The organism is Glycomyces terrestris, from assembly GCF_003933745.1.
Lineage (GTDB): Bacteria > Actinomycetota > Actinomycetes > Mycobacteriales > Micromonosporaceae > Glycomyces > Glycomyces terrestris.
Map to the genome: position 1 here is coordinate 473,096 of NZ_RSEB01000001.1, position 14,425 is coordinate 487,520.

At 73.5% G+C, this 14,425-nt stretch carries 11 protein-coding genes; 6 read left to right on the forward strand and 5 right to left on the reverse strand.

Annotated features, from left to right (window positions below):
• Positions 1-51: 51 nt before the first annotated feature.
• Positions 52-3,306: a phosphodiester glycosidase family protein gene (locus tag EIW28_RS02275; protein ID WP_197717025.1), complete on the forward strand. Its 3,255-nt coding sequence runs from the start codon at positions 52-54 to the stop codon at positions 3,304-3,306.
• A 15-nt stretch (positions 3,307-3,321) separates the two neighbouring features.
• Here the strand turns inward: EIW28_RS02275 and EIW28_RS02280 are convergent, their stop codons facing one another.
• Entirely contained in the window at positions 3,322-3,897 is a 576-nt protein-coding gene (locus EIW28_RS02280; RefSeq protein ID WP_125246094.1) for a DNA-3-methyladenine glycosylase I, read from the reverse strand.
• 131 nt (positions 3,898-4,028) lie between these two features.
• Here EIW28_RS02280 and EIW28_RS02285 point away from each other — a divergent pair, with 131 nt between their 5' ends.
• The 3 genes from EIW28_RS02285 to EIW28_RS02295 all read left to right on the forward strand — a co-directional run bounded on the left by EIW28_RS02285 (position 4,029) and on the right by EIW28_RS02295 (position 6,579).
• Positions 4,029-4,682 carry a GNAT family N-acetyltransferase gene (locus EIW28_RS02285; RefSeq protein ID WP_197717026.1) on the forward strand — a complete coding sequence of 218 codons (654 nt, stop codon included), beginning with the start codon at positions 4,029-4,031 and terminating at the stop codon, positions 4,680-4,682.
• Positions 4,683-4,722: 40 nt separating this feature from the next.
• Positions 4,723-5,538 carry a class I SAM-dependent methyltransferase gene (locus EIW28_RS02290; protein ID WP_125246095.1) on the forward strand — a complete coding sequence of 272 codons (816 nt, stop codon included), beginning with the start codon at positions 4,723-4,725 and terminating at the stop codon, positions 5,536-5,538.
• Positions 5,539-5,610: 72 nt separating this feature from the next.
• Complete coding sequence (locus EIW28_RS02295) at positions 5,611-6,579, forward strand: intradiol ring-cleavage dioxygenase (protein WP_125246096.1); 969 nt, start codon at positions 5,611-5,613, stop codon at positions 6,577-6,579.
• A 50-nt stretch (positions 6,580-6,629) separates the two neighbouring features.
• Here the strand turns inward: EIW28_RS02295 and EIW28_RS02300 are convergent, their stop codons facing one another.
• Together EIW28_RS02300 and EIW28_RS02305 are read right to left on the reverse strand one after the other, a co-directional pair.
• The gene (locus tag EIW28_RS02300) at positions 6,630-7,250 is read right to left on the reverse strand and encodes a VOC family protein (RefSeq protein WP_187350556.1); all 621 of its coding nucleotides are present in this window, start codon (positions 7,248-7,250) and stop codon (positions 6,630-6,632) included.
• Between the two features lie 65 nt (positions 7,251-7,315).
• On the reverse strand, positions 7,316-8,107 hold the full coding sequence (locus tag EIW28_RS02305; protein ID WP_187350557.1) for a TetR/AcrR family transcriptional regulator: 792 nt from the start codon (positions 8,105-8,107) through the stop codon (positions 7,316-7,318).
• Between the two features lie 93 nt (positions 8,108-8,200).
• On the opposite strand from EIW28_RS02305, the gene EIW28_RS02310 reads away from it, so the two are divergent.
• Complete coding sequence (locus tag EIW28_RS02310) at positions 8,201-10,009, forward strand: ABC transporter ATP-binding protein (protein ID WP_125246098.1); 1,809 nt, start codon at positions 8,201-8,203, stop codon at positions 10,007-10,009.
• 2 nt (positions 10,010-10,011) lie between these two features.
• Positions 10,012-11,853, forward strand: a complete 1,842-nt coding sequence (locus EIW28_RS02315) for an ABC transporter ATP-binding protein (RefSeq protein WP_197717089.1) — start codon at positions 10,012-10,014, stop codon at positions 11,851-11,853.
• A 256-nt stretch (positions 11,854-12,109) separates the two neighbouring features.
• Here the strand turns inward: EIW28_RS02315 and EIW28_RS02320 are convergent, their stop codons facing one another.
• Complete coding sequence (locus tag EIW28_RS02320) at positions 12,110-12,901, reverse strand: energy-coupling factor transporter transmembrane component T family protein (protein WP_125246099.1); 792 nt, start codon at positions 12,899-12,901, stop codon at positions 12,110-12,112.
• 82 nt (positions 12,902-12,983) lie between these two features.
• Positions 12,984-14,423, reverse strand: coding sequence for an ABC transporter ATP-binding protein (locus EIW28_RS02325; protein WP_125246100.1), 1,440 nt, complete (start codon positions 14,421-14,423; stop codon positions 12,984-12,986).
• Between the last annotated feature and the right edge of the window lie 2 nt (positions 14,424-14,425).

Genomic DNA, 14,425 nt, shown 5'->3' on the forward strand with positions numbered 1-14,425 from the left:
ATGGGATCTTGGACGGGACCGTGCTCCCTCCCCCGAAGGCCAGGTCCCATCGTGCGAACGACCCCGTGGATCGCCGCCGCCCTCGCGGCCGCGCTCGTGACCGCACCGCCGGCGAGCGCCCAGGACGACTCCGGCGCGGTGCCGGTGGACGGCGAATCGACGCCGATCGCGCCCGGCATCACCCTCGACTCCTTCGACCGCTGGGAGGATCAGGGCTGGATCCGCGGCGACGCGGCCACGATCGACCTCACCGCCGGATCGAGCCCCGTGTACCTCTCCCCCGGCGAGGTGGCGGCGTCCGCGCCCGTCCGCGCCCAGCTCGAGGGCGTCGAGGGCGCGGTGCTCGCGTTCAACGCCGACTTCTTCGACATCAACGACACCGGCGGCCCCGACGGCGTCGCGATCGCGGACGGCGCGCTCGTCAAATCCGCTTCGTCGGGAACGTCCACTGTGCTCGCCTTCGACGCCGAAGGCCGCGCCTCCATCCAGTCGATCGGATTCGAGGGAACCGCGGCCACCCCTGACGGCGTCCTGGACCTGGCCGGCCTGAACACGACCGCGCTGCCCGCCGGCGGCATCGGCGTGTACGACGCGAACTGGGGCGACGCGAGCCGCGCCCGCGTCGCCGACGGCGTGCCCGTCACCGAGGCGACCGTGGTCGACGGCGTCGTCACCGCCGTCACCACCGCGCCCGAGGCGGGCGCGATTCCCGAGGGCGCGCTCGCCCTGGTCGGCCGCGACGCCGGCGCGCAGGCGCTCGCCGCCCTCGACGTCGGCGACGAGGTCGCCGTGGAGTACGGCGCGGTCGCGGACGGGGAGCTCCCCGAGACCGCCGTCTCCGGCCACCAGCTCCTCATCACCGACGGGCAGGTCGTCGACCACGCCGACCAGGCCCGCCACCCGCGCACCGCGGTCGGCGTCTCCGCGGACGGCACCGAGCTGTACGTCCTCACCGTCGACGGCCGCCAGGCCGCCAGCGGCGGGTACACCCTCGAAGAGACCGCCGAGCAGCTCCTCGCCATGGGCGCGCACAGCGCCCTCAACCTCGACGGCGGCGGCTCCTCCACCCTCATCGCCCGCGCCCCCGGCACGACCGACCTCGTCACCGTCAACTCCCCCTCGGACGGGACCGAACGGGCGGTCGGCAACGGCCTCGCCTTCACCGTCCCCGCCGGCGACGGCGAGCCGGTCGGCTTCGCGGTCGCCCCGCAGGCGCCCTTCGACCCCGGCGCGATCGAAGGCACCGACGTCGACCGCGTCTTCCCCGGCCTCACCCGCCCCCTCACGGCCGCCGCCTACGACGACGCGTACGGCCCCGCCGAGGCCGACCCGCACTGGACCGTCTCGCCCTCGCGCCTGGGATGGATCGACGACGACGGGGTCTTCCACGCCCGCAACCGGTCCGGCACGGCCGAGGCCACCGCGAAGGACGGCCGCGCCGAGGGCTCGACCGAGCTGACCGTGCTCGGCCCCCTCGCGGCCCTCGAACCCTCCCAGCGGCTCCTGTCGCTCCCCGAGACCGGCGCGAACGCCGCGTTCACGCTCGTCGGCGCCGACGCCGCCGGGTTCACCGCCCCCGTCGACCCCGGGGACGTCGACCTCGCCTACGACGAGGACCTGTTCACGGTCGCCCCGGACGGCCTGGGCGCCTTCACCGTCACCGCGAAGGCCGCCGGATCGGGCACCGTCGAACTCACCGCCGGCGGCATCACCACCGCGCTCGCCGTCACCGTCGGCTTCGAGGAGCACACCGTCGCCGACTTCGCCGACGGCGCGCAGTGGACCTTCTCCACGGCCCGCGCAACCGGCTCGATGACGCCCGCCGCCGGGCACGACGGCGGCGACGGACTCGCCCTGACCTACGACTTCACCCAGTCCACCGCCACCCGCGCCGCCTACGCCCGGCCCCCGGCGGACATCCCCGTCGCCGGCCAGCCGCAGCGCTTCAGCCTGTGGGTCGAGGCCGAAGGCCACGGCGAATGGCCCTCGCTCCAGCTCAGGGACGCCAACGGGACCAGCGTGATCCTCCGCGGCGACCACCTCACCGCGCCCGGCTGGACCCAGGTCGAGTTCGACGTCCCCGACGGCGTGAACTACCCGGTCTCGGTGTACCGCTTCTACGTCGCCGAGACGCGCCCGTCCTCGCTCTACGAGGGCTCGGTGACCATCTCCGACCTCACGGCCCACACCGCGCCCGACGTCGCGATCCCCGAGTCCGCGACGGCCCCTGACGCGATGGTCGCCGGAGACCTCGACGGCGCCGACTGGACCTTCGCGGTCATGTCCGACGCCCAGTTCACCGGCGAGCAGCCCGACAGCGCCATCGTGGCCTCCGCCCGCCGCACCCTCCGCGAGATCGTCGCCTCGGACGCCGAACTCCTCATCGTCAACGGGGACCTGGTGGACGAGTGCGAAAGCGACGACCTCGCGCTCGCGGAGCAGATCCTCGACGAGGAGCTCGGCGACGCCCTCGACTGGGTGTACGTGCCGGGCAACCACGAGGCCATGGGCTGCACCGTGTCCGAATGGTCGGCCGTGTTCGGCCCGGCGTACCAGGTCTTCGACCGCGGCGGCACCCGCTTCATCACGCTCGACACCTCCGGCCTGACGATCGGGAGGGGCGGCTGGGACCAGATCCTCATGCTGCGCACCGCACTCGACGAGGCCGCCGCCGACCCGGACGTGGACTCGGTGGCCGTCGTCGCGCACGTGCCGCCGCACGACAAGAGCCCGCAGGCCGCGAGCCAGCTCGGCGACCGCCTCGAAGCCGAGGTCGTGGAGGAGTGGCTCACCGGCTTCGAGGCCGGCTCGGGCAAGGAGGCCGTCTACATCGGCGCGCACGCCGGCTACTTCGACGCCTCCCGCGTCGACGGCGTCTCGTACTGGGTCAACGGCAACTCCGGGAAGGCCCCCTCGGCCACCCCGGAGGACGGCGGCTTCATCGGCTGGACCGAGTTCGGGCTCGGCGCCACGGGCGAGGAATGGCTCGCGGCGCAGGTCAGGCCCCAGGTCGACGCCCTCACCGTGGACGTGCCCGACCTCGCCCGCGGCGAGGTGGCGACCGTCGAAGCCGAACTGACGCAAGGGAACCGGACGATCCCGGTGGTCTACCCGATGGGCGTGTCCTGGTCCGGATCGGGCGTCTACATCGGCCAGCGGCCCCCGGGCGTGCTGGACCTGCTCCGGTACCGCGCCTGGTTCGACCCCGCCACCGGCGAGCTCCGGGCCTGGCGCCCGGGCGGCGTGTCGCTGACGGCCGCGGTCAACGGCGTCACCGCCGCCGACACCGCGACCGTCGCGCGCTGACCAGAGCCGCGCTGACTAGGGCCGCTCGGGGACGTGGCAGTCGACCAGGTGGTCGTCGACCATCCCCACGGCCTGCATCATCGCGTACGCCGTGGTCGGCCCGACGAAGCGGAAGCCCTGCCGCTTGAGCGCCTTCGACAGCGCGGTCGACTCGGGCGTGACGGCCGCGATGTCGGCGAGGCGCCTCGGCCGGGCGCGCCGCTCGGGCGCGAACGACCACACCAGGTCCGAGAGGCCGCCGTCGAGCTCGGCGGCGGCCTTCGCGTTCGCGATCGTCGCCGCGATCTTCAACCGGTTGCGGACGATGCCGGCGTCCTGGAGCAGCCGCTCCGCGTCGGCCTCGGTGTACTCGGCGACCTTCGCGATGCGGAAGCCGTCGAACGCCTTGCGGAACGCCGCCCGCTTGCGCAGGATCACCAGCCACGACAGGCCCGACTGGAACGCCTCCAGGCTCACCCGCTCGAACAGCTCGTCGTCGCCGCGCACCGGGCGGCCCCACTCGCCGTCGTGGTACTCCCGGTAGATCTCGGGATCGGCGCCCCAGGGGCACCGCGCCAGGCCGTCCTCGGCCGACGTCACCGCGTCACTCATCGCTTCCCTCCTGACCGGGCGAGCCTACGCGCCGGGACCGACAGCCCGCCGCCATGTGGAATGTCGGTGGCTTATTGCAAGATAGTTGCAATAGAGTTCACGTCGTCCCGACCGCCCTGAAGGAGCCCCCGATGACCACCACGCCCACCGGCCACACCCTCCCCGAACTCGTCACCGCCTGGGGCCGCGGCCGCGCCCACTCGCGGATCACCGCCCCGCCCGAGCCCATCGACGGCGGCTTCGAAGTCGCCGTCGGCCCGCCCAGCACCGAGGTCCGCCAGGTCTTCCACACCTACACCCCCGAGTCCCTCGCCGCGGCCGCCGCCCGGCTCGACACCCCCGGCCACCAGGTCATGATCGCCGGACCCACCGCGCTCCTCGCGTCGGCCGTGCCCTCCACCTGGACCCTCGACGAGGGCGGCCACCTCATGACCGTCGCGTTCGCGCCCGCCTCCTACGACGTGCCCGCCGAGTACCGGCTCACCGTCGAGACCGCCGGGCCGCTGTCGGTGGCGCGGATCCACCACGACAACGGCGACCTCGCCGCCTCGGCCCGCCTCGGCCGCGACGGCGACTTCGGCGTCTTCGACAAGGTCGTCACCGCCCCCGCGCACCAGCGCCGCGGCCTCGGCTCGCTCATGATGCGCGCCCTCTCCGGCCACGCGCTCGCCCTCGGCATGCGCTTCGGCCTCCTCGTCGGCAGCGACGAGGGCCGGGCCCTGTACGAGCACCTCGGCTGGTCCTTCGTCTCGGACTTCCCCGGAGCGCGCAGCAAACGCGGGTAAATCGCTTGCCGCCCGCCGGGGCCGCTGCGAGAGTGGCCCCATGAGCACCGATGCCGACTGGCGCGACGCGAACCGGGCCATGTGGGACGAGCGCGTCCCGATCCACGCCGCGAGCCGCTTCTACGACCAGGCGGGCTTCCGCGAGGGCCGCGGCGACGTCAACGCCTTCGAGGCCGAGGAGGTCGGCGACGTCACCGGCAAGCGCCTCGTCCACCTCCAGTGCCACATGGGCCAGGACACGCTCTCGTGGGCCCGCCGCGGCGCCGCCGAGGTCGTGGGCCTCGACTTCTCCGAGCCGGCCGTCGAAGTCGCCCGCGGCCTCGCCGCCGACCTCGGGCTCGCCGACCGGGCCTCATTCGTCGCCGCCGACGTCTACGACGCCCGCGAGGCCCTCGGCGGGCGCGTCTTCGACGTCGTCTACACCGGGCTCGGGGCCCTGTGCTGGCTGCCGGACACCGCCGGCTGGGCCGAGGTCGCCGCGTCCCTGGTCGCACCCGGCGGGTTCCTGTACCTCGCCGAGTTCCACCCGCTGTGCGACACCCTCGACTGGGACACCGGCACCCGCCTCGCCCGCAGCTACCTCGACCGGGAGCCGATGGTCTTCGACGAGCCCGGCACCTACACCGACGGCGAGGCCGCCACTGAGCACAATCTGAACTTCCAGTGGACCCACCCGATCGGCGCGGTCGTGTCGGCGCTGGCCGCGACCGGGCTGCGGATCGAGTTCCTGCACGAGTTCGACTGGACGCTGTTCCAGCACTTCGGCTCGCTCCAGCAGGTCGAGGGCCGCTACCAGCAGCCGGCGGGCGTGCCGCGCGCGCCGCTGATGTACTCCCTCAAGGCGTCCCGGGCGTGACGGCTGCCGCGCGCTAGTTCCGATGGTTCTCTGAACCGCCTCCCAGCCCACCCCGGCGTCCCGGCCCCCAGAATGGCGGGACCACGAGGTGAGAGGGGTGGGTCAGTGACCGCCAAGCAGGACGTGACGCCGACCTACGAGGGCCGGCCGTACGCCAGGCCCGACGAGGAGCTGGTCGACCAGGGCCTCCAGTTCGACATCGGCACGCTGCTGAGCCGCCGCGGCGTGCTCGTCGCCGGCGCCGGGGCCGCGGCTCTGGGCCTGGCCGCGTGCACGAACGGCGGGGGCTCGGCCACGGGTTCGGAGACGACGAGCGCCGCCGCGGGCGATCTGACGGAGATCCCCCAGGAGACGGCCGGGCCCTACCCCGGCGACGGCTCGAACGGGCCGGACGTGCTCGCGGAGAGCGGCGTGGTCCGCAGCGACATCCGCTCCAGCTTCGGCGGCAGCACCACGACCGCCGAGGGCGTCCGGATGGGCATCGAGCTGACGCTCTACGACATGGCGAACGACAACGCCCGCTTCGAGGGCGCCGCGGTCTACCTGTGGCACTGCGACCGCGGCGGCGGCTACTCGATGTACTCCGAGGGCGTCGAGAACGAGAACTACCTGCGCGGGGTGCAGGTCGCCGACGCCGACGGGGTCGTGGCGTTCACGAGCGTCTTCCCCGCCTGCTACGCGGGCCGCTGGCCCCACATCCACTTCGAGGTGTACCCGGACGTCGACGCGATCACCGACTCGGCGAACGCGATCGCGACCTCGCAGATCGCGCTCCCGCAGGACGTGTGCGAGGCGGTGTACGCCGAGGAGGGCTACGAGCAGTCGGTCGAGAACCTCGCGCAGGTGTCGCTGGAGACCGACGGGATCTTCAGCGACGACGGCGGCGAGTCGCAGCTGGCGACCGTGACCGGCGACGTCGCGGGCGGGTACGCGATCTCGCTGGCGGTCGGGGTCGACACCGGGACCGAGGCCGCGGCGGGTGGCGTCTCCGGGGGCGGCGGTCCCGGCGGGACGCCGCCGGGCGGCGGGTCGTCCGGCTGAACGCGCGCGGAAGGCCCGCGACCGCACGGGGTCGCGGGCCTTCCGCATGGTCAGATCAGGACGACGAGGCCGGATTCCCCGAAGAGGGTGGCGGCGAGGGAGCCGCGGTTGCCGGCCTTCATCGGGAGCTTCGCGCCGAGGGCGTGGATGTGCGGTTCGACCCGCTCGGGGTGGGGGTGGACCGCTTCGAGGCCGACGAGGGGGACGACCGGCAGGTCGGCGGCGGGGTGCGGGGTGGCGCCCCAGTCGATGAGGAAGGGCACGGGGCCGCGGTGGCGGCCCTCCTTGTCGAGGGTGAGGCGCCAGGTGAGCGTGTCGCCGGCCGGGCTCTGGCGGGACATCTCCCACGGCTCGCCCGGGTCGTACCCGGCCTCGCGGGAGGCGGCCACGGCGGCGTCGATGCCCTCCACGCGCACCGACCAGGTCACGAGCCGGGCCTCGGTGAGCGTGTCGATCCCGAACGGCCGCCACTTGTCGGGGGCCTCCTGCTCCGGGTCGGGGCCGATGATCTCGAGGTAGGTGCCCTCGCCGAGGCCGAGCAGGAAGTTCCGGGTGCCCAGGCCCAGGTGGACGCCGCCGGGGACGGGTTGCGTCCCGGTCAGGCGCGCGACCTCCTTGACCGTGACGGCCAGGTCGGGCGTGGCGAGAACGAGGTGGTCGAGTGAGGACATGGGCCGGATTCTAGTCACGATGCGCCACAGCCGTAACGGCCGTCCTGAAACCGCACCGGCCCGGTTCAGGCGCGGCCGGGGTCGGCGAGGGCCTCGATGATCTCGTCGCCGGCCTCGCCGGCGAAGCGCTCCAGGACGGCCTCGGCCTCGGCGCGGCCGGGCTCGTAGCCGACGCGGCAGCCGTCCGGGGCGAAGGCCGCGTCGGCCGCGGGCGGGTCGGTGTCGCGGCGCATGAGGTCGCCGATGCCGGTCTCGAGCAGTCCGAACGCGTGGAAGGCGGCGGAGACGGCCTGCGAGTAGACCTCGTCGACCGGGCGGCCTTCGAGGACGTGGTGCACGTTGACCTCGACGAGGATGTGCTGGGTGTGCAGGAGCTGGGAGGCGACCAGGCGCGAGGTGAGCGGCGGGTTGCCCTCCTCGATGAGCTCCTGGGCGAGGAGCACCGAGGAGCGGCGGCGGTAGTCCATGGCGCTGATCAGGAGCGAGGGCGTGGCCTGGATGAGGCGCTGGACCTGGAGGAACAGCGGCTTGTCGCTCAGGCCGGTCTGCGGGGCGCGGTGTTCGAGCAGGTCCAGGTAGCGGTCGCGCAGGGCCGCGTGCGGGGTCTGGCCGAGGGGGCGCTCGCGGACCGTGCGGGCCGGGTCCTCGATGTGGTGCTTCATGCCGCCGATGACGAGGTCTTCCTTCGACGGGAAGTAGTTGAACACGGTGGCCTTGGAGACCTCCGCGGCGGCCGCGATCTCGGCGACGGACACGTTCTCGTACCCGCGCTCCTCGAACATCTGGAGGGCGGTGGCCTTCAGGCGCCCCCACATGGCGTTCTTCTTGCGCTCGCGCAGGCCGCTGCGTTGTTCCACCCCGCCACTGTACCAGAACTCCATGGACCCGGCCAAAAAATAATCCCGGAAAAACTTTGTACCCGGTCAAACTTCGGTGCTAGGCTCGTCGGCATGACAGGAAACCGTCCCGCCCACACCCCCCGCAAGACCGCGCCACCGGCCGGCGGGGAGGCCGCACCGGAGGCCTCGGTCCTCCGCCTCCTCGCCGACTACCTCCGGCCCCACCGCACCCCGCTCCTGCTCGCGGTCCTCTTCCAGATCGTCCAGACGCTCGCGTCCCTGTACGTCCCCACGCTCAACGCCGACCTCATCGACAACGGCGTCGCCGCCGGAGACACCGCGTACGTGCTGCGCCACGGCGGCATCATGCTCGCCGTCACCGTCGTCCAGCTCACCGCCGCCGCCCTCGGCGTCTACTTCGGCGCCCGCGCCGCGATGGGCCTGGGCCGCGACCTCCGCGCCGACCTCTTCGCCCAGGTGCAGCGGTTCTCGGCCGCCGAGATGAACCGCTTCGGCGCGCCCTCGCTCATCACCCGCACCACCAACGACGTCACCCAGGTCGTCACCCTGCTCGTCTTCGGGCTCACCATGTTCATCACGGCCCCGATCACCGCGGTCGTCGGCCTGTCGCTCGCGCTCACGCTCGACGTGCCGATGACGGGCGTGCTGCTCGGCGCGATCCCGTTCATGGCCCTGGCGATCTACTTCATCGTCGTCTCGATGGTCCCGGCCAGCCGCGTCATGCAGCAGCGCATCGACTCCATCAACCAGGTCATGCGCGAGCACATCACCGGCATCCGCGTGATCCGCGCGTTCGTGCGCGACGACCACGAGCAGGACCGCTTCTCCGACGCCAACGCCGAGCTCACCGACGCCGCGCTGCGCGTCGGCCGCGTCCAGGCGTTCTTCGGCGCCACCGCCATGGTCTTCGGCAACGTCACCTCGATCGCCCTGGTCTGGTTCGGCGCCCGGTTCATCGCCGAGGGCTCGATGCAGATCGGCGACCTCATCGCCTTCATCTCCTACGCCGGGCTCATCCTCGGCTCGGTCATGATGTCCATGGGCGTGTTCATGATGACCCCGCGCGCGAAGGTCGCGGCCGGGCGCATCCGCGAGGTCCTCGGCACCGAACCCACCATCACCGACCGTGCCGACGCGGTCCGCGAACTGCCCGGACGCGGCGAACTCGACCTCGAGGCCGTCACCTTCCGCTACGAGGGCGCCGAGGAGGCCGTCCTGCGCGGCGTCGACCTCATCGCCCGCCCCGGCCAGACCACCGCGATCATCGGCTCCACCGGCGCCGGCAAGACCACCCTCCTCAATCTCGTCCCGCGGCTGTTCGACGTCGACGGCGGCGCGGTCCGCATCGACGGCGTCGACGTCCGCGACATGGACCGGGCCCTCATCGCCAAGACCGTCGGGCTGGTCCCCCAGCGCGCCTACCTGTTCTCGGGCACCATTGCCTCGAACCTGCGCTACGGCAACCCGGACGCCGACGACGCGACCCTCTGGCGGGCCCTGGAGACCGCGCAGGCCGCCGAGTTCGTGCGGGCCATGCCGAACGGCCTCGACACCGTGATCGGCCAGGGCGGCACCACCGTCTCCGGCGGCCAGCGCCAGCGGCTCGCGATCGCCCGCACGCTCGTCGCCAACCCCCGGATCTACCTGTTCGACGACTCCTTCTCCGCCTTGGACACCGCCACTGACGCGGCCCTGCGGGCGGCGCTCGCCACCGAGATCGCCGACGCCGCGCAGGTGATCGTGGCCCAGCGGGTCTCGACCATCCGCGACGCCGACCGCATCGTCGTCCTCGACGCCGGCCGCGTCGTCGGCACCGGCACCCACGAGCAGCTGCTGGAGACCAACCCCGTGTACGCCGAGATCGTCAACTCCCAACTCACCCTCCAGGAGGCGCTGTGACCATGCGCGGACCCGGCATGGGCGGCGGCCCGGCCCTGAAGAAGGCGGAGGACTTCGGCGGCACCGTGCGCCGGATCGTGGCGCTCATCCGGCGCGACCGGTTCCGGCTGGCCTCGGTGATCGGCTTCGGCGTCCTCATGGTGTGCGGGATGCTCGCCATCCCCGCGATCCTCGGCGACGCCACCGACCTCGTCATCGACGGCGCGGCCGCGGGCGGCGTCGACTTCGGCGCGCTCACCCGCATCCTCGGCATCGCGACCGCGATCGCCTTGGCGACCTTCGCGATCACCGTCCACAACGGGCGCACGATCGCGAAGATGGCGCAGCACATGGCGTTCGAGCTGCGGGAGGAGGCGGACCGGAAGGTGGCGGCGCTGCCGCTGTCCTACTTCGACTCCCGCCCGCGGGGCGAGGTGCTGTCGCGGGTCACGAACGACATCGACAACCTGACGCAGACCGTCGGGCAGGTGACGCAGCGGATCGTGCAGGGCCTGCTGTTCCTCATCGGCGTGCCGGTCATGATGCTCACGATCTCACCGCTGCTGACGCTGGTCGTGGTGGTGACGCTGCCGCTGACGCTCCTGGCGACGCGGCTGATCGGCAGGCGCAGCCAGCCGCGCTTCGCGCAGCAGTGGGCCACGACCGGGAAGCTCAACGGTCACGTCGAGGAGATGATCACCGGCCACCAGCTGGTGACGCTGTTCGGCCGGCGCGAGGAGGGGGCCGCGGTCTTCAAGCGGCACAACGAGGAGCTGTACGAGCACACGGTGCGGGCGCAGTGGGTGTCGGGCCTGCTGGGCCCGGCGATGATGTTCCTCGGCTGGTTCACGTACGTGCTCGTGGCCGTGGCCGGCGGGCTCCAGGTGGCCGCGGGTGCGCTCTCGTTCGGCCAGATCCAGGCGTTCATCCAGTACACGGGCCAGTTCCAGAACCCGCTGAACATGCTCGCGGCCATGTTCGGGCAGGTGCAGTCGGCGGTGGCCTCGGGCGAGCGGGTCTTCGAGCTGCTCGACGCGGAGGAGCAGTCGCCGGAGCCGGTCGCGGCGGCGGGGGCCCTGGCGGCCGTGGAGGGCCGGGTGGCGTTCGAGGACGTGTCGTTCCGGTACCTGCCGGACGAGCCGCTCATCGAGCACCTGTGGCTGGAGGCCGCGCCGGGCCAGACGGTCGCGATCGTGGGCCCGACCGGGGCGGGGAAGACGACGCTGGTGAACCTGCTCATGCGCTTCTACGACCTGGACGCGGGGCGGATCACCGTCGACGGCGTCGATGTGTCCACGGTGGAGCGCGAACGGCTGCGGCGGCGGATCGGCATGGTCCTCCAGGACACGTGGCTGTTCGAGGGCACGATCGCGGAGAACATCGCGTACGGCCGGCCGGAGGCGACCCGCGAGGAGGTGGTGGCGGCCGCGCGGGCGGCGCACGCAGACCACTTCATCCGGACGCTCCCTGACGGCTACGACACGGTGGTGGAGTCGGACGAGGGCGGCCTGAGCGCGGGCGAGCGACAGCTGGTGACGATCGCGCGGGCGTTCCTGATCGATCCGTCGATCCTCATCCTCGACGAGGCGACCAGTTCGGTGGACACCCGCACCGAGATGCTGGTCCAGCAGGGGATGGTCGCGCTGCGGCGAGGGCGCACGAGCTTCGTGATCGCGCACCGGCTCTCGACGATCCGCGACGCCGACGTGATCGTGGTGATGGAGCACGGCACGGTGGTCGAGCAGGGCCCGCACGAGAAGCTGCTGGCCGCGGGCGGCCCGTACGCGCGGCTGTACGAGGCCCAGTTCGCGCGGCCGGCCGTGGAGGAAGAGGAGGCCGTGACGGCGGCGCCGGCCCGCGCCTGAGACTCGGAGCGCTGCAAGGAAACCAGGGCCCCGAACCGCAGCGGCGCCCGAGGCCATGCCTCGGGCGCCGCTGCGCGTCTACGGCAGGCCGGTCGCGTCGCGGCCGCCGGCCGCGACCTCGGCGATGGTCGGCGGGCGCCGCTGCGCGTCTGCGGCAGGCTGGTCGCGTCGCGGTCGCCGGCCGCGACCTCGGCGGTGGTCGGCGGGCGCCGGACCCGTGATGCGGCCGGCGCGCACCCCGCGCTGCGGCGGCAGCTCAGAGGCTGAACGTGCCGGCGGCGACGCTGAGGGCCACGGCGGCCGCAGCGGCTACGGCCGCCAGCGCGATGAGGGCCCAGTCGGCGGGGCGCATTCGCTGCTCGCGGGCGTGGGTGCGGGGGATCTCGGTGTCGAAGCCGCGGGCGTCCATGGCGGCCGCGAGGCGGCCGGCGCGGCGCAGGGCGCCGACGAGGAGCGCGAACATGGTCGAGGCGAAGAGCCTGGTGCGCCGCAGCGGGTTCCAGCCGCCTTCGAGGCCGCGGGCGCGGCGGGCGGTGGTGATCTGGCGCCACTCGGCGGCCAGGAGCGGGAGCAGGCGCAGCGCCGCGAGCGAGCCGATGGTGAAGCGCGGCGGGGCGTTGAGCTGCTGGGTGAGGGCGTCGGCGAGGTCGGTGGGGTCGGTGGTGGCGAAGACGAGGACCCCGGCGGTGGCGGCGACGCAGACGCGCAGGCCGATGGCGGTGCCGTCGAGGAGCGTCCCGGAGCTGATCGCGATCGGGCCCAGGTCGACCAGGAGCCGGCCGGTCTGCTCGGCGGCGAACACGGCGTTGACGACGACGACCGCAGCGGCGGCGAGCCACAGCCAACGCAGCCGCCGCACGAGCGGCCCGGGCCGGATACCGGTGAACGGCAAGGCGATCGCGAGTGCGGCGAGCAGGAGCAGCGGAGTGAGCCAGTCCCCCGCGACCAGCGCCACGGTCGTCACGAGCACGACAGCGGCGAGCTTGGCGACAGGATTGGCACGCGCAATCGCCGCCTCGGGACCGCACACGGGCGCCAGGGTCAGCACCGGCCCTCCCCAGTGGTCCCGCCGGTCGCGGCGGCCCATCGGCAGCGTTCGCGATGACCCGGCGCGCGAACTGCCCGCGAAGTCAGCATGGGCGCTCCTCGGCGACACGGCCGCCTTCGAGTACGAGTTCCCTGGCTTCCAGGGCCTGGGCGAAGTCGCGGTCGTGGGTGACGGCGAGGAGGGCGGTGCCCTCGTCGCGGATGTCGGCGGTGAGGTCGACCAGTTCGCCCCAAGTCCGGCGGTCCTGGCCGAAGGTGGGCTCGTCGAGCAGGAGCACGCCGGGCGCGGCGGCGAGGGCGCCGGCGACGGAGAGGCGGCGGGCCTCGCCGCCGGAGAGGGTGTGCGGATTGGCTTCGGCGAGGGGCGCGAGGCGCAGGCGGTCGAGGAGTTCGGCGACGCGCGCCTCGATGCGGTCCTTGGCCCACCCGGCCTGTTTGGGGCCGAAGGCGAGCTCGTCGCGGACGGTGGCGGTGACGAACTGGTGCTCAGGGTCCTGGAAGACCGAGCCGACGCGCGTGGCAAGGCGACGTGCGGGCAGGCGGTGCAGCGGCCGGCGCTCGCCGGGGACGGTGGCCGTCCCCGCGTCGGGTGCGGCGAGGCCGCCGGCGAGGAGCGCGAGCGTGGACTTCCCGGAGCCGTTGGGGCCGGTGACGGCGAGCAGTTCGCCTTGGCGCAGTTCGAAGGAGACGCCGTCGAGGGCGGGCCGGGCAGCGCCGGGGTAGGCGAGCGCGAGGCCGTCGCTGCGCAGGGCGGGCCCGCCCGGGGCGGGCGCGGGGCGGTGCGGCAGGGGCGCGCCGGGCACCCAGACGCCTTGGGCGGCAAGGGTCGCGCCGTGTTCGGTGAGGACGCGGGCGGCGGGGCCGTCGGCGATCAGCGCGCCGCCGGGTCCGAGGGCGATGACGCGGTCGACGAGGTCCAGGATGTCGGCGACGCGGTGCTCCACGACGATGAGCGTGGCGTCGGTGTCGGCCAGCGCGGCCCGGAGCGCGTCACGGATGCCTTGGGCGCCTTGCGGGTCGAGGTTCGCGGTGGGTTCGTCGAGGAGGATGAGCTCGGGGCGGCGGGCGAGGACGCCGGCGAGCGCGAGGCGCTGCTGCTCGCCGCCGGAGAGGGCGTGGGTGTCCCGGTCGGGTCCGTAGGGGAAGCCGACGGCGTCGAGGGCGCGGTGGACGCGGGGCCAGATGTCGCCGCGGGGGACGGCCTGGTTCTCGAGTCCGAAGGCGACGTCGTCGCCGGCGCGGGCCATGACGAGCTGCGTCTCGGGGTCCTGGAAGAGGATGCCGGCGCGGCCGCGCTGGTCGGCGGCGGGCTTGCCGTCGAGGAGGACCTCGCCCTCCTGTTCGCCGGCGTCCTCGGTGAGGAGCCCGGCGAGCGCGGCGAGCAGGGTGGACTTGCCCGACCCGGAGGGGCCGAGCAGGAGCACCCGCTCGCCGGGCTCGACGCGCAGGTCGACGCCCGTGACCGCCTGGGCGCGGCGTCCGGCGTGGCGCCAGGCGAAGCCGCGGAACTCGACCGGGATCACGG

Bases quoted from the DNA above. Each gene is read 5' to 3' on its own strand.
- EIW28_RS02280 (WP_125246094.1), bottom strand. From the start codon at position 3,897: ATGAGTGACGCGGTGACGTCGGCCGAGGACGGCCTGGCGCGGTGCCCC.
- EIW28_RS02290 (WP_125246095.1), top strand. From the start codon at position 4,723: ATGAGCACCGATGCCGACTGGCGCGACGCGAACCGGGCCATGTGGGAC.
- EIW28_RS02315 (WP_197717089.1), top strand. From the start codon at position 10,012: ATGCGCGGACCCGGCATGGGCGGCGGCCCGGCCCTGAAGAAGGCGGAG.
- EIW28_RS02300 (WP_187350556.1), bottom strand. From the start codon at position 7,250: ATGTCCTCACTCGACCACCTCGTTCTCGCCACGCCCGACCTGGCCGTC.
- EIW28_RS02295 (WP_125246096.1), top strand. From the start codon at position 5,611: ATGGCGGGACCACGAGGTGAGAGGGGTGGGTCAGTGACCGCCAAGCAG.
- EIW28_RS02285 (WP_197717026.1), top strand. From the start codon at position 4,029: ATGACCACCACGCCCACCGGCCACACCCTCCCCGAACTCGTCACCGCC.
- EIW28_RS02310 (WP_125246098.1), top strand. From the start codon at position 8,201: ATGACAGGAAACCGTCCCGCCCACACCCCCCGCAAGACCGCGCCACCG.